General features: G+C 50.8%; 16 protein-coding genes, 3 tRNA genes and 4 pseudogenes. 9 read left to right on the top strand and 14 right to left on the bottom strand.

The genetic code is table 11. The annotated features are described in order from the left end of the window. The 7 genes and pseudogenes from LH51_RS02995 to LH51_RS02975 form a co-directional block, all read left to right on the top strand. On the top strand, positions 1-1,233 hold a 1,233-nt coding region (locus tag LH51_RS02995), incomplete at its 5' end, for a HAMP domain-containing protein (RefSeq protein WP_235263473.1). Continuing rightward, positions 1,182-1,978 (top strand): annotated as a pseudogene (locus tag LH51_RS23955) (diguanylate cyclase domain-containing protein); the annotation flags it as partial. The gene LH51_RS02995 and the pseudogene LH51_RS23955, both read left to right, overlap by 52 nt. 3 nt (positions 1,979-1,981) lie before the next feature. Next, positions 1,982-2,326 (top strand): EAL domain-containing protein, encoded by a 345-nt coding sequence (locus tag LH51_RS23950; RefSeq protein WP_327124108.1) that lies wholly within the window; start codon positions 1,982-1,984, stop codon positions 2,324-2,326. Next, complete coding sequence (locus LH51_RS23945) at positions 2,314-2,817, top strand: EAL domain-containing protein (RefSeq protein WP_052063388.1); 504 nt, start codon at positions 2,314-2,316, stop codon at positions 2,815-2,817. The genes LH51_RS23950 and LH51_RS23945 overlap by 13 nt, the downstream gene beginning before the upstream one ends. 39 nt (positions 2,818-2,856) lie before the next feature. After that, positions 2,857-2,944, top strand: a tRNA-Ser gene (locus LH51_RS02985). A gap of 22 nt (positions 2,945-2,966) precedes the next feature. Beyond that, a tRNA-Asn gene (locus LH51_RS02980) sits at positions 2,967-3,042 on the top strand. A gap of 20 nt (positions 3,043-3,062) precedes the next feature. Further along, positions 3,063-3,138: transfer RNA gene (locus LH51_RS02975), tRNA-Lys, on the top strand. A 70-nt stretch (positions 3,139-3,208) separates the two neighbouring features. On the opposite strand, the gene greB is transcribed toward LH51_RS02975, so the two are convergent. The 3 genes from greB to LH51_RS02960 are packed head-to-tail and all read right to left on the bottom strand — an operon-like array spanning position 3,209 to position 5,291. Beyond that, positions 3,209-3,697, bottom strand: coding sequence for a transcription elongation factor GreB (gene greB, locus LH51_RS02970; RefSeq protein ID WP_036519606.1), 489 nt, complete (start codon positions 3,695-3,697; stop codon positions 3,209-3,211). 26 nt (positions 3,698-3,723) lie between these two features. Continuing rightward, positions 3,724-4,821, bottom strand: a complete 1,098-nt coding sequence (locus tag LH51_RS02965; RefSeq protein WP_036519603.1) for a GGDEF domain-containing protein — start codon at positions 4,819-4,821, stop codon at positions 3,724-3,726. Beyond that, positions 4,818-5,291: a hypothetical protein gene (locus tag LH51_RS02960; RefSeq protein ID WP_052063387.1), complete on the bottom strand. Its 474-nt coding sequence runs from the start codon at positions 5,289-5,291 to the stop codon at positions 4,818-4,820. Before LH51_RS02960 ends, LH51_RS02965 begins: the two co-directional genes overlap by 4 nt. 212 nt (positions 5,292-5,503) lie before the next feature. On the opposite strand from LH51_RS02960, the gene LH51_RS02955 reads away from it, so the two are divergent. Together LH51_RS02955 and LH51_RS02950 are read left to right on the top strand one after the other, a co-directional pair. Next, complete coding sequence (locus LH51_RS02955; RefSeq protein WP_036519600.1) at positions 5,504-5,758, top strand: hypothetical protein; 255 nt, start codon at positions 5,504-5,506, stop codon at positions 5,756-5,758. Further along, a complete protein-coding gene (locus LH51_RS02950) occupies positions 5,746-5,949 on the top strand; it encodes a hypothetical protein (RefSeq protein ID WP_036519598.1) in 204 nt (67 codons plus the stop codon). The genes LH51_RS02955 and LH51_RS02950 overlap by 13 nt, the downstream gene beginning before the upstream one ends. Before the next feature lie 9 nt (positions 5,950-5,958). On the opposite strand, the gene LH51_RS22060 is transcribed toward LH51_RS02950, so the two are convergent. From LH51_RS22060 to LH51_RS02895, 11 genes and pseudogenes are all read right to left on the bottom strand, one after another. Continuing rightward, entirely contained in the window at positions 5,959-6,162 is a 204-nt protein-coding gene (locus LH51_RS22060) for a hypothetical protein (RefSeq protein ID WP_235263472.1), read from the bottom strand. Positions 6,163-6,321: 159 nt separating this feature from the next. After that, entirely contained in the window at positions 6,322-6,618 is a 297-nt protein-coding gene (locus LH51_RS02940) for a hypothetical protein (protein ID WP_052063386.1), read from the bottom strand. Further along, positions 6,615-7,469, bottom strand: coding sequence for a putative RNA methyltransferase (locus LH51_RS02935; protein ID WP_036519596.1), 855 nt, complete (start codon positions 7,467-7,469; stop codon positions 6,615-6,617). The genes LH51_RS02940 and LH51_RS02935 overlap by 4 nt, the downstream gene beginning before the upstream one ends. Beyond that, complete coding sequence (gene dapE, locus LH51_RS02930) at positions 7,466-8,605, bottom strand: succinyl-diaminopimelate desuccinylase (protein ID WP_036519594.1); 1,140 nt, start codon at positions 8,603-8,605, stop codon at positions 7,466-7,468. Before dapE ends, LH51_RS02935 begins: the two co-directional genes overlap by 4 nt. Before the next feature lie 15 nt (positions 8,606-8,620). Then, positions 8,621-9,651 (bottom strand): annotated as a pseudogene (gene dapD, locus LH51_RS02925) (2,3,4,5-tetrahydropyridine-2,6-dicarboxylate N-succinyltransferase). After that, positions 9,644-10,003 carry an ArsC family reductase gene (locus LH51_RS02920; RefSeq protein WP_036519592.1) on the bottom strand — a complete coding sequence of 120 codons (360 nt, stop codon included), beginning with the start codon at positions 10,001-10,003 and terminating at the stop codon, positions 9,644-9,646. The pseudogene dapD and the gene LH51_RS02920 overlap by 8 nt, the downstream one beginning before the upstream one ends. Before the next feature lie 14 nt (positions 10,004-10,017). Next, a pseudogene (gene dapC, locus LH51_RS02915) lies at positions 10,018-11,213 on the bottom strand (succinyldiaminopimelate transaminase). A gap of 101 nt (positions 11,214-11,314) precedes the next feature. Next, a pseudogene (locus tag LH51_RS02910) lies at positions 11,315-12,686 on the bottom strand (class II fumarate hydratase). After that, on the bottom strand, positions 12,683-15,847 hold the full coding sequence (locus LH51_RS02905) for an efflux RND transporter permease subunit (RefSeq protein ID WP_081960632.1): 3,165 nt from the start codon (positions 15,845-15,847) through the stop codon (positions 12,683-12,685). The pseudogene LH51_RS02910 and the gene LH51_RS02905 overlap by 4 nt, the downstream one beginning before the upstream one ends. Further along, on the bottom strand, positions 15,844-16,086 hold the full coding sequence (locus LH51_RS02900; RefSeq protein ID WP_036519590.1) for a hypothetical protein: 243 nt from the start codon (positions 16,084-16,086) through the stop codon (positions 15,844-15,846). Before LH51_RS02900 ends, LH51_RS02905 begins: the two co-directional genes overlap by 4 nt. A gap of 29 nt (positions 16,087-16,115) precedes the next feature. Next, complete coding sequence (locus LH51_RS02895) at positions 16,116-17,132, bottom strand: HlyD family secretion protein (protein ID WP_036519588.1); 1,017 nt, start codon at positions 17,130-17,132, stop codon at positions 16,116-16,118. Positions 17,133-17,210 lie beyond the last annotated feature (78 nt).

Raw genomic sequence — 17,210 nt, 5'->3', positions numbered from 1 at the left:
GATAAGGTGGGCGTATGTATCTGGCAGGTGTTCAGCATGATCAGACGTATACCTGTTTTCTCCCTGCGTCGTTCTATTCCCCTGTTTATTCTGGGTTTTGCCCTACTGTTGATGCTGGGCTCGCATCTGGTGCTTAAGCCTTTCGTAACCCAGCTTTTTTATCAGACAGCTGAAGCGAATTTGATGCATACGCTGAACCGTCTTCAGGGCAGTGTTGAGTATCTGCTGGACCGTGACGATCTGGAAGGTGTTCAGCGTGAAATTGCTTCCACGGCCGCACATGCGGAAGTGAAGCATATATTGGTTATGGATGCATCCATGCATATATTAGCGGCGGCAAATCTGAATGATATCGGTCGGCACCTTGATCAGCTACCGTTACATTTGGATCGTCGCTTACCTTTCCAGGTGATGGAAATGCAGCGTCCGGAAATACAGCTGGTTAGGCGTCTTGAGCATAGCTTATACGGGCTTATTCCTGTGCAATTGCTTTTTCGTGATGAGGCAGGAGGGGAGGAGACTGAAACCGGGTTGATACTGTTGGAGCTTGATTTGGATCAGTCAGCACAACAGGGATGGTACCGACTGGAAGGCGTGTTTATCTGGGTTTCTCTGGCTATAAGTACGTTGGCTGTATTGCTGTGGATCTGGTCCGAATGGTTTATCGGTCGGCGCTTGACGTTGATTACCGACGCTGTAGATAAAATTCGTGAAGGTGAGCTGGATACACAAGTCGCTCTGAAGGGTCAGGATGAGCTGGGTGTGATTGCTGCTGCGCTCAACCACATGCTGGATTCATTACGCAGCAGTCGTGATGAGCTGATGCGAACGCATGCGCAGATGGACAGTATTCTGAGACATATTCCCTCGATGGTGTATATCAAAAACCTTCAGGGTATTTATACGCTGGGGAATAAGCGTTTCTACAGCTACTTTGGTGAAGATGCTCAGGGTAAGCAGGTGTTTGATATTCTGGAAGAGCCCTATGCCGCTGAAATAAAAAGCTATGATGATGAGGTAATTCGTACTGGCAAACCCCTGCAGTTCGAGAGCAGTTTTCCGGTTGATGGGGTCATGCACAGCTGGTTTATGGTGAAATTTCCGCTGTTTGATGATCAGGGCAGCCTGAAGCCGTCTGCTCAGTTGCTACCAACGTCACCGAGCAGGAGCGCAATGAATATATGCTGGGTGTGTCCCGGCGCATATTTGAGCATGCGGCGGAAGGCATCATGATTACCGATGAGAATAATTGTGTGATTGATGTTAATGCTTCTTTTGAACGCATATCCGGCTACTCAAGAGAGTCCGTGCTGGGACAGGATCCGGCTTTTTTAAAGTCAGATCTGCATGATAGCTATTTTTATCAGGCAATGTGGAATCAGTTGCAGACAGAGGGAAGCTGGAAAGGGGAGTTGTGGAATAAGCGTCCGGATGGCACGGCTTATCCGGTCAGGCTATCCATCAGCAGTATTCGTGATCGACGCGACCTGCCTACCGGATATTTTGGTATCTTCCAGGATGTATCTGAAGAATATCAGGCGCGTACCAAACTGCGTAAGCTGGCTTACCGCGACTCACTCACCGGGCTGTTCAACAGATTGGCATTCAAAGAAAAAGTGCATGAGTACCTGGCCAGGGCGCGGCGTTATAGTGACAGTTTTGCATTGCTGTTTGTCGATCTTGACCTGTTTAAAGAGGTTAATGACTCCTTCGGGCATGAAGCCGGTGATGCATTACTCAAACAGGTTTCTGACCGGATTCTTGGGCAGGTCAGAGACACGGATATTGTTAGCCGTCTCGGGGAGATGAATTTACGTTACTGATTTCGCCAGTGGAAAATGATATTGCGCTGGCCAGTATCGCCGAGAATCTTATCGAAACCCTGAGTCGGCCTTTTCAACTGGATGATATTGAGGTCACTATTGGTTGCAGTGTGGGCGTGGTCAGCTATCCCCGTGATGGTGAAAACCTCGATCAGTTGATGCGCCATGCTGATGCAGCCATGTACCATGCCAAGGCGTTGGGGCGAGGTTGCTATGCTTTTTTTGATGCGGAGCTGGATCAACGCAACCATCGGTTAATGCAGATTAAGCATGGGTTGCGCCATGCCCTGAGTCGTAATGAAATCAGTCTGGTTTATCAGCCGGAGATACACCTGGAAACCCGGGATGTCTTTGGCTACGAAGTATTGATGCGCTGGAATAGTGAAGAGCTGGGAGCTGTGTCTCCGGCTGAATTTATTCCGGTGGCCGAAGAATCTGACATTATTGCTGATCTGACCAGCTGGATGATGCTGCAAGCCTGTCGGATCTATTGCCGAAATTAAATGACAAGATGCAAATTGGTGTCAATATCTCGCCCAGACAGTTTGGTGGTGATCGCTGGTTGGCTATGATACGTCAATGTATCGATCAGGAGGGCCTGAAGCCCTCTCAGCTGTGCGTTGAGATTACTGAGGGTGCATTGATCAGGGATATGGAACAGGCCGTGGTGCAGCTTTCTGAGCTGCGCAAGCTGGGTATCAGAGTGGCTATTGATGATTTCGGTACCGGCTACTCCTCCTTGAGCTATCTGAAACGCTTGCCAATCGATTTTTTAAAAATTGATCAGACCTTTGTTGCCGATATTGAAACAGACCAGGATGATCAGGCGATTATCTGTGCAATTATTAATATGGCACAGAGTTTGGGAATCGGTCTGATCGCCGAAGGTGTGGAGACACAAGAGCAGCTGGATTTTCTGAAATCACAGGGTTGCGACATAGCCCAGGGTTACTTTTTTGCACGTCCCATGCCGGTAGATCAAATTAAGTGTTGACATAATTTGCCGAGACGGTAGAATCTGCGCCCATCCTTTGGAGGGATGGCTGAGTGGTCGAAAGCACCGGTCTTGAAAACCGACGAGTCGAGAGGCTCCCAGGGTTCGAATCCCTGTCCCTCCGCCAAAGGATGAAATGCACGGGTTGTTCCCTGATAGCTCAGTTGGTAGAGCAGTAGACTGTTAATCTATTGGTCGCTGGTTCGAGTCCAGCTCGGGGAGCCATAAAACCCAGGCAAATGAGCGGGTCGTTAGCTCAGTTGGTAGAGCAGTTGGCTTTTAACCAATTGGTCACAGGTTCGAATCCTGTACGACCCACCATTTTATTTCCCGAATATTTAACTACTCAAATAGTCTGTTTGAAGCGTCAAAAGCGCTGATATACCGCCTGCTATTGCGATTCTGTATCCCGCTCGTAATGGATTGCCATGATATACCAGCAACTGGTGCCGCCTGGCGTTTCCACCAGTGCTTCGTCATCAACGGCCTTTTTCAGTAGCGCGCGAGCCATGGGAGAGTCGATAGAGATATAGTCCTTGCGCTCGAAAATCTCATCATAGCCAACAATGCGGAACTGGCGATTTTCACCAGCCTCATTTTCGATCTGGACCCAGGCGCCAAAAAAAACCTTACCTTCCTGCTCCGGCGCATAGTCGACAATACGAATGTTTTCCAGTGTTTTCAGAAGGTAGCGAACGCGGCGGTCTATCTCACGCAGACGTTTCTTGTTGTACTGGTAGTCGGCATTTTCAGAACGATCACCAAGACTCGCTGCCCAGGTCACCTTGCGGGTGACTTCAGGACGCTCTTCACGCCATAGCTGATCCAGTTCCTGTTTTAACTTCAGATAGCCAGCGCGGGTGATCAGGTTACTTCTCATCTAGTCTTTCCGGTAAGTAGAAGGTGTCAGGTGGCCAGACAGTTGCGGCCATTATGCTTAGCTTGATACAGTTTTTTGTCGGCATCACGGATCAATGCATCAGGGCTGCTGGTGCCCGCATTCGCACAGCTTATGCCTATACTGATCGTCAGGTAGGTTGAAGGACTGCCCGGGTTGGCGATATGGAGCTGCTCTACGGCCTCTAATGCACGAAAGGCTATCTCCACCCCTTCATCACGTGTTGCGCCTGTGAGCAGCACAGCGAGCTCTTCACCGCCATATCGGTAGATGCGATCTTCCTGGCGAAGTGCATCTTTGATGGCCACGACCACGCGTTGCAGTGCTTTATCACCTTCCGCATGGCCAAGGGTGTCGTTGTAGGGTTTAAAATAATCGATATCACACATTAGCATGACAAAACTGTAGTCCTCAGTGGCCATGCGTTCGAAATGCAGATTCAGGTCAGCATCCAGTGCCCGGCGATTCAATGCACCGGTTAATGGATCGTGCAGGGCTTGATTTTTCCAGCGTAGCTTATCGCGTAGATTCTGGTTGAAAGCCTGGCGTTGTTGTTCATGCAGCCACCAGAAACCTATACCGAGTAAATACAAAACAACAACGCCACCCAGTAGCATGTGCTGGTGAAAGTTGATGCGTTTGGCTACTTCCATGGCAACGGCTGAGCGGGTATCCCATTGGCCCTGCTCTATTTCTGTGGCGCATTGAAGTACCGGTAGTAGTTCAGTCAGGGATTCTTGTGCTGAAGGCGGAGGGCTCAGGTCAATGCGCTCAATAAACCGGTCCAGCCTTTCCAGGCTGGGATCAGTGCAGCTATAGCGTTCTTTGTAAATAGCAATATTGATAAACCCCCAGGCTATGTCCAGGTTAGACAGGGCACGAGCCAGGGAATCGGATTCCGCGTTTGTGTCGGTCAGTTCTGCCAGAGCGTCCTGTAAGTGGTGGCGGCCGCGGCTGGCGAGCTGCTGCCCCATCAGGGTGCCCGTATCACCAAAGTAACGCTGCATTTCAGGGTAAACCCAGCGGGTTTCGTAAGTGATCCAGGCTAGAATAACACTGAAGCTTAACAAGCTGAGCCAGAGCCAGCCAGAGCGCTTTCCAATCACTCCATGACCTCAATCGTTTTCACCATCCATATCCAGTCATTAAAATTACGCAGGTTATCCAGATTGCGGTTGCCGAGGTTTTTTTCTACCAGCTTAACCGGGCCGTGATCGCGTAAACGCAGGCTGCTCCCATTTTCGTGGGTGACGAGTAACCAATTGCCAGAATTCCAGTGGCTAATTTGTGCTTCGTAGTCATCACTGGCAATAAAGTTAATCGCACTGGCCTGGCCGTAATCCGCCGCAAAATGCTCAATGAAGGTGATCAGATCGATTCCGCGGACCAGGACGTTGGTACGCTGAAAAGGATCATAAATTTCCAGCTCGCTGCCAGCCATCTCTCGCAGCTCGGTTACGCTGATATGTAATTCACCGGACGGCGTTTGTAGGGAAACTATGGACTCGTCAGCAGTCAGGCTTGAACACCAGAGAGTCAGCAGCAAAAGAAGAGTTAGGTACTTACTGGCATGCATTGAAAACGGCCCCGTGTTATATGGATTTTTAATTATTGTGAGTTGCCAAATTAGCACATGAATTATGGGTGAATAAAAAATATACAGATTAAGATTCTAGCAGATAGTTGTTTGTTTAAGCAGACCCTGTTGTTGTAAATATAACCTCTGATAAAGAGGCTAAAGTATTGTACGTTTATGCCGATAACGGATGCATTGCAATGGAGACGGGTATGCAGAACGATCGGATAATGAATGAGGTTTTTGTTAACCGAGTAGAGGGCTATACGGCGAATCTGCCGCAGGCTGTACGTTCACCTAATAGTGCGCAGTTTGGCATGCTGTTGAGTCTTATTGCCTCCAGTGATGAGCGCCGCTCTGCTGACGTCAGGGCAACAACGGGGGGGAAGGTGGTTTTCAGTTACCTGGTAAGCCTGTCTACCCCGAGCCGGATAGTTTGTTTAGCCGGGACCTTGTGGGTCGTTTGAATCATGCCGTTACTACGCAGGAGACCGGTGAATTTGCCTATCTGGTCAGCCATCTCAATGTTAAAACCTTGATGCCATTAAATAGCCCGGTAAAAAATGATCGCTTTGCACAGGTTTCTCTGGCTTCGTTAGGCGGTCATATGCTGGAGCAGATCAGTGCAGCCAAACAGGGCTTTCAGGCTGTAGCCTGAAGTAAAAATTCAATCTGTTACCCACTGCATTTTAACTTCTTCGCCCGCCTCAACCCGCCACCACTCATCCGGATCATCACCTTCCTGCCAGCCTGAAGCGATACAGCGCACCTGTGCTTTAAGTACAGTGGATGCTTCCCGAGCGCAGTCCAGGTCTACTTTCCAGGGCGTGGTACTGGACTGGAACCAGACACTTATCCAGGCTTTACCCAACGCCTTTTCATGGAGGGCAATGTCAAAATTATGGCTTGATAACTGGCTTTAAACTGATGCAGCATGCCTTTACTGCCGGTGGCTTTTACGCTGTCAAAGCGCGTGGATAACCATTGGACTACAGAATCCAGGCTGGTGTTTTTTATATAAATTTCAATGTCAGGATGGTTTGTCATCATCAGAGTCCAGAAAACGCAAAATTCGTAATACACTCAGGCTAAGATAGCCGATGGCCGCAACAATAATACCGCCGCCGAGTAATACTAACCCAAATAATGCCAATAGTTCAGCGCCTAATGAGTCAGGTAGCAGAAACTGTGCTGTACCTATGGCCAGTAAACCCAGCATAAAAATACCAAACCCGCTCAGTAGCAGCATGAAATTTTCACGTGGCTGGTCGGCACGCTTGCGCAGATAATGATGCAAGTGGCGGATGTAAGGTTTGAGCGGAGTCATCGTTTTTTATAAAGGCTCAGGCGTATATCCGCTTGAATCTCCAGGTGCTCGGTTTGCAATAGAGCGTTACGGCGCTCAAGGCTCAGGCGTTGCCCATGGGGTGTCATCATCAGCAGATCGGATAATTCCGCAGTATCGCTGATATGAAAGCGAAAACGCAAGGCTTCTTCGCCCATTGGCTCAAACAGTTCCTGTAACTGGATATCCGGGTTCAGGTCAGAGTCACGTACGTCTGTATAAATCAGCTCACGCAACTCGCGCAGGTGATCTGGCCCTGGCCAGACGACCAGAAACAGCCCATCTTTGCGCAACACCTGTGCTGTGGGTTCGGGTAGCAGTCGTGCAAAAATCAAGGTGGCTATATCCACTGACTGCGCTTGCAAGGGGATATCGGCAGCGGTGGCAACCAACCAGGTAATGGACTTGTTACGCTTGCACGCTTGGCGAATAGCCGCTTTGGAAATATCCAGGCCAACAATGCTACTGAGGCGTTCAGCTTCTGTGAAAGCTTTGCAGAGTTGATCGGTGTAATAGCCTTCGCCACAGCCTAGATCCAGAATGACCGGGTGATCAGTCCTTTGGCTTAGTTGTAAAATCTGCGCATTGATTGCGCTGGCAATGGGGTGAAACCTGTGTCGATCCAGAAAGCCTTTTCGGGCCTGCACCATGGCTTCGTTGTCACCCGGAGCTTTGGAACGTTTTCGCTGAGGTAACAACAGGTTCCAGTAACCTTGGCGTGCACGGTCAAAGCTGTGCCCATTAATGCAGGAGACTACTCGGATAGGTGTGTTGTCAGCACTGGCCGGCTGCAGGGGATGACTGCACACCGGGCAGCGTAATACGGATATCATGTGCTTAATAACCGCATCAATATGTTTTCATAGATGGCTGACAGGGTATCCAGATCATCGATGCTGACGCGCTCATCAATTTGATGAATAGTGGCATTGACCGGACCCAGTTCCACGACTTGTGCGCCTGTTGGTGCAATGAAGCGTCCGTCAGACGTACCCCCCGCCGTGGATAACTCTGTTTCCAGTCCGGTGATCTGATGAATAGCCGCTCGGCTGGCATCGACCAAGCTGCCCGCGGGTGTCAGGAAGGGGTGACCCGACAGGGTCCAGTCGATCTGCCAGTCCAGTTGGTGTTTATCCAGTAGAGTTTCAATGCGTTGCTGGATGGCGTCGGCGGTAATTTCTGTGGAAAAGCGCAGATTAAAGGCGACTTCCAATTCACCGGGCACTACATTCGTGGCACCTGTGCCTGCATGAATGTTGGAGATCTGAAAGCTGGTGGGTGGGAAAAACGCATTGCCTTCATCCCAGACTAACTGTGACAGCTCTGCCAGTGCTGGCGAAGCCAGATGTACGGGATTACGTACAAGATGAGGGTAGGCTACATGGCCCTGTACACCCTTGACGGTTAAGGTGCCGCTGATAGAACCTCGGCGTCCATTCTTGATTACATCGCCAACCTGTTGCGTACTTGAGGGCTCGCCGACCACACACCAGGTGATTTTTTCCTGACGTGCTTCAAGGGTATCAATGACCCGAGTGGTACCATTGATGAAAGGGCCTTCTTCATCACTGGTGATCAGCAAGGCGATCGAACCCTGATGATCAGGGTGGGTCGCTATGAAACGCTCCAGCGCCGTTATGAACGCGGCAATGCCGCCTTTCATATCAGCAGCCCCACGACCCCAGAGATAACCGTTAGATTCGGTTGGCTCGAAAGGAGGGAAGCGCCACCGCTCTGCTGGTCCGGAAGGCACTACATCGGTATGTCCGGCAAAGCAAAACAGCGGTTCTTGTGTGCCACGGCGTGCCCAGAGATTGGTAACCTCGGCGAAGGGCATGGATTCAATGTGAAATCCAAGTGCTTCAAGGCGGCTGATCAGATAAGCCTGACAGCCAGCATCATCCGGGGTGACTGATGGCCGGCTGATCAGCTCTTTAGCCAGTTGTAGCGTGGCAGATCCGTGGGTCATGGTGTTAGCCTGTTATCAGTTGTGCTTGTGTAATTCAGCATTCAGCTCAATGGCTGATTGATTGGTTTTTACTTCAATCTGTCCAGTCTGCGAATTGCGGCGGAACAGCAGGTCGGGCTTTCCAGCCAGTTCAGCCGCTTTGACGACAGCAACCACCTGGTTTTTGTCATCCAGCAGAGAAACCTTGGAACTCCCGGTAACATAAAGACCGGCTTCGACTGTGCACCGGTCGCCTAGTGGCAGACCCAGGCCGGCATTGGCGCCAATCAAGCAGTTTTCACCTACAGAAATGACTACATTATTACCGCCAGACAGGGTTCCCATGGTTGAGCAACCGCCGCCCAAGTCAGAGCCGTTACCGACAACCACACCTGCCGAAATCCGGCCTTCAATCATGCTGACGCCCAGCGTACCCGCATTGAAATTGATAAAGCCTTCATGCATCACTGTAGTGCCTTCACCGACGTAGGCACCAAGACGGATGCGAGCTGCATCACCGATGCGTATGCCGTCTGGTACGGCGTAATTGGCCATTTTCGGGAATTTGTCGACGCTGTAAACTTCCAGAATACGACCCTGAGCACGAGCAGACAGTTGACGTTTCGCCAGTTCATTCAGGGCAATAGCTCCTTCTGACGTCCAGGCTACGTTAGGTAACAGACCGAACATGCCGGTCAGATCGAGGCTATGAGGTTTAGCCAGTCGCTGCGATAGCAGGCTGAGTTTCAGGTAGACTTCGGCGGTGGTTTCCGGTTTGCTATCAGTTTCCAGAATACATAACACCAGAGGCTGGTGCGTACCTTCCAGGATTTCGGTCAGCTCCGCCTGATCTTCAGCATCAATAGACAGAAACGCTACTTCCAGTGCCTTGAGCTGAGCTTCACTGATCTCAATGGTCTGGTTTCCACCCTGGTAGCCGACCGTCTCGGCAATGCCTGAATCAGTGTGTCTGGAGCATCTACCCGGGGTGCGTAATAGTAGACTTCTAACCATTGTCCAGCGGCCGACTTAGTGCCGACGCCTAAACCAAATGCAAAATTACTCATGAGATACTCCGTTGATTAATGCGCTATATTCAGTTTCTTTAAAGCCGACATGACAAATAGTATCACCCTCCAGCAGGGGGCGTTTAATCAAGGTCGGGTATTCCAGTAACAGGCTCTGTAGTCCTTGGGTATCTAATCCATCACGGCGCTCTTCAGGTAGACTGCGCCAGGTGGTTCCGCGTTTGTTCAGCAGTTTTTCCATACCCACGCCGTCTGTCCAACGGCTGATTTGTTCAGTTGTTAATCCATCTTTTCTGAAATCGTGAAAGTGGTAGTCAAGCTGATGTGCTTCAAGCCACTTGCGCGCTTTGCGCACGGTATCACAGTTACTAATACCATAGAGTGTCAACATATTTTGCTCCCGATTTACAGTGACTCAACATAACGACGAATACGGCTCGCGGCTTCAACACACTCGTCCACTGTTGCGACCAGGGCCATGCGTACATACCGGCACCGGGTAATTTTCCGTCTACTTCTCGGGATAGGTAGCGTCCAGGTAATACAGTCAGATTCTGGGATTGCAGGAGTCCACGGGTAAAACGTTCATCATCAATAGGTGTCGGGGTCCAGAGGTAGAAGCTGGCCGGTGGAATGACGACATCCAGCACCGGTGCCAAAATATCCGTAACGGCGGTAAATTTTTCCCGGTAGAGATTACGGTTATCGATCACATGGGCTTCATCCTGCCAGGCCGCTGTCGAAGCGATCTGGTGCTGAACCGGCATGGAGCATCCATGGTAGGTGCGATACTTGAGAAAGGGCCCGATCAGAGCGGCATCACCGGCAATAAAACCTGAACGCATACCTGGCAGGTTGGAGCGTTTGGATAGACTGTGGAAGACCACGCAATTACGAAAATCATCACGTCCGATTTCAGCACAGACTTCAAGCAGGCCGGTTGGTGGATGGCTTTCATCCAGATAGATTTCAGAATAGCACTCATCACTGGCCAGAACAAAATCATACTGATCGGCAAGAGTGATCAGCTTTTTCAGCGTGGCGGCATCGTGTACCGCTCCTGTCGGGTTGCCGGGTGAACAGATAAATAATAACTGGCAATTTTCCCAGACGGCAGCCGGCACGGCATCATAATCGGGAATAAAGCCGTTTTCCCGGGTGCAGTTGAGATACCAGGGCTTGGCACCTGCAAGATAGGCGGCCCCTTCATAAATCTGATAAAACGGGTTAGGAGAGACAACCAGAGCATCCGCACCGGGATTGATCAATGCCTGAGTGAACGCAAAGATGGCTTCACGTGTGCCGTTTACCGGAAGGATATGTTGTTCAGGATCCAACGTGCCCGCTTTCAGGCTGAAGCGTTGCGTGGCCCAATCAGAAATAGCTTGTCGCAGGCTGAGTAATCCTTTGGTGGTCGGATAACTGGATAAGCCAGCCAGGTTGTTACGTACGGCATCCATCACCAGTGCAGGTGCAGGATGTTTGGGCTCACCTATCCCCAATGAAATAGGCTCAAGGCTGGGTTCGGGTTGGATGTCGCGAGTTAACCCAGCGAGCTTTTCAAATGGGTAAGGATGCAGCTTGTCAAGGTTGCTGTTCATCAGAGTGTCCTGTGTTAACCCCGTAAAAGATCAGGGTTTGAGTCTGCCAGATAGGCGCAGCAGTATACCGAAAGCGCTTATATCATCCAAATAACCTGGGCTCAGTCGTGTGCTGCTAGCACAGCTGGGTCTAGCAGTTTTTCAAGTTCATCGCGGCTGAGCTCGGTCATTTCAGCCGCTACATCAATGACGGGCTGGCCCGTTGTGTAAGCTGCTTTAGCAATTTCGGCTGCTTTTTCATAGCCTATGACCGGGTTCAATGCTGTCACCAGTATCGGGTTGCGTATCAAGGCGTCCTGAATATGACGTTCGTTGACACTGAAACCGGCAATGGCTTTGTCTGCTAATGCCATCGCGGCGTTGGCAAGCAACTCCTGGCTTTGCAGCAGGTTGTAGGCTATCAGGGGCAACATGGTATTGAGTTGGAAATTGCCTCGCTGAGCACAGAAGGTGATACTGGCATCATTGCCGTTGATCTGTGCCACTGCCATGATGACGCTTCGGGAATAACTGGATTAACCTTGCCTGGCATGATCGATGAACCCGGCTGTAAGGCCGGTAAGGCAATCTCACCGAGACCGGAAAAAGGACCGGAATTCATCCAGCGCAGATCTTCAGCTATTTTTAACAAAGCCGTGGCTGCAGCCTTGAGCTGGCCTGAAAGAGCCAGCGCTGTATCCTGGCAGGCCTGTGCGGCAAAATGACTGTCTGGCGGTGTGAGACGGTAGGTTGTGCGGTTGCTCAAGTGGGTACAGAAACGTCTGGAAAAACCGCGAGGGGCATTCAACCCACTGCCGATAGCCGTTCCTCCCTGAGGAAGCTTCATCAGGTCAGCGCGCAGAGTTCCCAGGCGTTGCTCTGCCTGACCTATCTGACTACCCCAGGCACGTACCTCATCCTCCATACGCATAGGTACAGCATCCATCAGGTGGGTGCGTCCGGTTTTAATAATTTCAGAGACTTCTACCGCTTTACGGCTGCAGCGAGTTCGCAGGTGCTCCATAGCGGGTATCAGGACCTGATCCAATTGCATCAGGGCACTCAAATGAATAGCTGTAGGGATGACATCATTAGAGCTTTGACTCAGGTTGATGTGATCATTCGGATGTAGTGTCAGACCGGCATCCTGTTGTACTAGTGATGCCAGAACTTCATTCATGTTCATGTTGGTGCTGGTGCCAGAACCTGTCTGAAACACATCGACTGGGAAGTGTTTGTGGTATGGGCCTTTTTGTACTTTCTCACAGGCCTTGATGATGGCCTGGGCCTCTTCTTTGGACAAGACACCCAGTTCCGCATTGGTTTGCGCTGCAGCGGCTTTGATTTGTGCCAGTGCCGCGATAAACGCCACAGGCATTCTCAGTGGCTGAAAGTGAAGTTCTCAACGGCTCTTTGTGTTTGAGCGCCGTAAAGTGCGTCTTTGGGGACTTGAACTTCGCCCATACTGTCTTTTTCAGTTCGGTAGGCTTTCATGCTTGGCGTTCCTGTGAAGAGTAAATCTGTGTTGTGTCTGGCTGATTTTGACTTGCCGGATCACCTTTGCCCTCAAGTATACTAAGCATAGCTGGAACCACCAGTAAAATCAGCACACTGCCATAGGCAAGACCAAATACGATCGAAGTTGCCATGGGAATCAAAAACTGTGCCTGCACCGAAGTTTCAAATAAAATTGGCGTCAATCCGGCAATGGTTGTCAGGGTGGTCAGCAATACGGCCCGAAGACGTTGGCAGGCGGCCTCTTCAATAGCCTGATACGCGGCAACGCCCTGTTCACGCAGTTTTTTGTAAAAGCTGACAAGTACGATGCTGTCATTGATCACTATCCCGGATAGACCGAAAAGACCAAAAAGCGATAGAACTGTCAGACTTTGCCCGGTCAGATAATGCCCGATAATCGCCCCGGTCAGGCCCAACGGAATAGTTAGCATAACAATCACCGGCCAGCGGTAAGAGGCAAATACCCAGGCCAGAATGATATAAATCAACGCCAGACCCAGCATGAGACCTGTGCGCATGTCGGACAGTGTTTCCTGCTGGTCACGACTTTTACCTTCAAAGCTGGCTTCCACACCGTGGTGCATGAGAATATCCGGCAGTATGCGAGTGTTCAGGTCGGCGAGTATTTCATTGGCATTGGCGCGCTGTTCATCCAGATCAGCTGATACATTCAAAGCCAACTGGCCATTAATACGCTGTATGGAATCCAATCCCTGGCGCGCTGTCAGGTCCACCAGATTACCCAGCAGGCTGGTCGACCCGTCTGGCAGAATAATGGGCAGTTGTTCGATTGCCGCCAGTTGATTACGACTGGCATCTGGTAGTGATACCCTGACTTCGATTTCATCCTGACCCTCATAGAATGACTGGACTTTCAGGCCATCAAAAGCGGCTCGTAACTGGCGTCCGATGGATTCCAGCTGCAGCCCGGCGGCATAGCCTTGAATATTGAGTGAATAGATTAACTGTGATGTACCATACGGCAGGTCGTCATCAATATTAGTCAGGCCAGGATAGGCACGCAGGGCATCCTGAATGGCCAATGAGGCTTGTTTAAGTCGATCAGTATCTGCCCCAATAAGCTTGATTTCTATCGGTTTGCCCGGAGGGCCGCCCTGGCTGATGTTGATGCTGAATTTTTCAATTCCAGCGGGTAACTGGATTGATTCGCGCCATTGCTGAATAAATGCTTGATTGCCGATGTCGCGGTTGTCAGCCGAGGTTAACTCAACATGTAGAGAGGCGTATTCATCTCCGAGAAAATTTCCGCGACCAGTGCGTGGAAAGTAGGCGATACCTTGTTGCTGCAAGCTGAGTTTCAGTACTTTTTCATCCAGATCGCTATCGGTCTGTCGCAGCGTGGTATCCAAATGCTGTAAAAAAGCATCAATACGTGTGGTGTCTGTGCCTGCGGCGAACTGTACATTGGCAGTGAGAATATCCTGTTCAACACTGGGAAAAAAATTAAATTTTAACTGCCCTCCCGCCAGTAAACCGGCACTGAGAATCAACAAACCAACACTACTGGCCAGCACTACCCAAGGATAGCGTACAGCAAACCTGACACGCTTACGGAATGCATGATTTTTGAACTGATCAAAGGCCTTGTCGAGCCGGATACGCAAGGCTGAGGGCTTTAGGTCTGCAGCACGGTGCAGGCTGTGATGCAGGTGTCCTGGCAGAATGAAAAAACACTCAATCAATGATGCAATAATGACGCAGATGACCACCAGCGGAATATCGATGAGGATATTGCCAATGATACCGCCAACCATAAGCAGGGGTAGAAAGGCGGCGATAGTGGTTAAGGATGACGCAATGACTGGTGCCTGCATGCGGTGTGCGCCACCTATCGCCGCCTGAAGCCCAGGCTCACCCTGCTGCAGGTGTGTCAAGGTATCCTCACCCACTACGATGGCATCATCTACAATAATGCCCAAGGCCATAATCAGGGCAAATAACGACATCATATTGATTGAGCCACCAATTCCGTAGAGGATACCCAGGGTGGCCAGGAATGACACAGGAATACCGACCATCACCCAAAAAGCGACACGGGCATTCAGAAACAGAAATAAAATCATCACCAGCAGCAGTAAACCGGTTAAACCATTTTTAATTAATAAACCTATGCGATCACTGATCAATTGCCAGCGTTCATTGAAGACTACTAACTCAACGCCGTCCGGGAGGTTGAGTCGAGCGTTTTCCAGCCAGTTGTTTAGTATGCGTGCAGCTCGCAAGCTATCTTCGGACTCGGTGCGCTTCAGACTGAAACGAATCGCCGGTTGACCTTCATAGCTGAGTAGTACCTGGCCATCGCGAATACGACGTTCAACCTGGGCAATATCATCAATACGAATCAGTTGCCCTGGTGGAGTGTTGTTAAGCGGTAACTGACGAAAGCCTTCTGTATTGCGTTGTTGACTCAGGCTGCGCAGCTGTCTTGCGCCCTCATCGCGAGCCGCTGTACCCGCGGGCAAATCGATGCTGCTAAGACGTATATCAGCGGCCAGTTCAGTTAAAGTCATGCCCAGTTTATGCAGCTCAGCCGGTTGCACCAGTATGGCAATTTCTTCTTCTGCCAGTCCGGTGAAATCAATCTTGCGCACCCCCAGATCAAGCAGCTCCTGTTCAAACTGGCGAGTCAGCATGCGCAACTCATCCAGGCTGGCTTGTGAGCTGGTCAGAATAACATCGGCAATTTCTTCATAGCGCAGCGTTTTTTGTACCAGGGGCTCTTCTATGTCATTGGGCAGTCGGCTGCGTACACTGTCCAGTCGTTGTTTAACTTCGCTGAGGGCGTAATCCACATCGCTGCCATCATCCAGTTCTATGCGTATAGAGGCCGAGCCTAAGCGGGCGGTAGCGAAGATCTGGCGGATATTACCAACACTGCGCAATTCATCTTCTATAGGGACCAGTATAGAGGTAGCTATATCCTCTGCGCTGGCGCCGCTCCAGATGACCTGTACGGTGACAACGTCAAGAGAAAAGCTGGGAAAAAACTGCGTATTGAGCTTGTTGAGACCATAAATACCTGACAGTATCATCAGTGCCATAAGTAGGTTGGCCGCCACTCGGTGGCCCGCAAATACCCGGATTAACTGTTTTAGCGGACCTTCATAAATACTCATGGTGTGCTGTTTCCGCTATCGGTAATACGCCTGATGGGAAGACCGCTGATGGCATTGGGTAGCTGGGTTGTCAGTACCCAGTCACCCGGTTGCAGGACCTCGCTATGTATCAGAATCTCGCTGCCTTGCTCTGCGCCCGGGCGCGACCCTAGCCGGACTACATTGATGGCCTCAAGTTGGTCATTAACCAGGCGATAGATGCGATCATTGCCATACAAGGCTTGAGGTGGCAGAGCCACTACCTGACTTACCGGCGGCAGTTGCAGTGTCAGTGTAATCTGGCGACCAGGTTCTGGAAGCCAGGGGCATCCTGAAAACGAAAATACGCTTCAATGCCGGTGCGGCTATTGTGGCTATCGGCAGCGAGTCGGTCCAGATGCAGTGTAAAGGCTTGTCCGTCTATGTAGGCATGTGCCAAAACCTTCTGTTCCGGGTTTGCCAGTTGTTGCCGAAAACGTGCCAGGCTCGAGGATGGCAGCAAGGCTTTCACTTCCAGGTTGCTCAGATCGTAAAGACTGAGTATCGGATCTCCGGGGCGCAAACGCTCACCGACACTGGCCAGGCGCTCGGCTACCCGACCTGTGAAAGGGGCGCGAATTTCTGTGCGGATCAGGTCACGTTCGGCCTGATCTTTCAGCGCTTGAGTGCGAACCTGCTCAGCTTCAGCCTGACGCAGACGATTGGGGTGGTCAGCCAGCGCCATGCGCCGGGAGTTTACCGCCAGGGCTTGCTGCTGCTGGGCAATGCGAGCTGTATCAAGCTGCTCCTGGCTGCTGAGGTTGCGCTGACTCAGGTCTTCCAATCGGCGCAGCTTGCGCTGCTGAATCTGCAGTAGCTCTTCATCCAGCGCGAGCGCTTGTCGATCTGCATCATAACGCACCTGCTCAGCGGCTATACGTGCTTGAGCTGCTTCGTAATCAGCTTGTCGCTGACGCAATTGTAGTAACAGGTCATCCTTGTCCAACTGCGCCAATAGGGTGTGTTCGCTGACACCTTGGCCTTCATTGACGTTTAGCTGCAGCAGTTCGGCAGTCACGGCACTGGTCAGTGTTGCCAGGCCATGACTGGTGACCTGGCCAAAAACGTCAGTTTCAGCCTGAGCTGTAATCCATTCAACCTGCTGTGCCTGAACATTCCAGCGTTGCATTTCCGGAGCGGAAAACGGCGTGTCGGCCCGATTAACCTTGAGCCAATAAAAGCCGGCAATGGACAGGAATATAATAACCAGGGGGAGTATCCAGATAAAGCGATGCGTTGCACGATGTGGCTGAGAAGGCGAAGCCATGGCCGTGAAATTCCTTAATATAAGTGATGGCTGATATGGTGACAGGCTGTTGTCGTATCAGCAAGGGCTGCTAAGCAG

Source organism: Nitrincola sp. A-D6, from assembly GCF_000764495.1.
Classification (GTDB): Bacteria; Pseudomonadota; Gammaproteobacteria; order Pseudomonadales; family Balneatricaceae; genus Nitrincola.
Note: the sequence above shows the minus strand (reverse complement) of the source record. Positions and strands in the feature narration are given on the sequence as shown.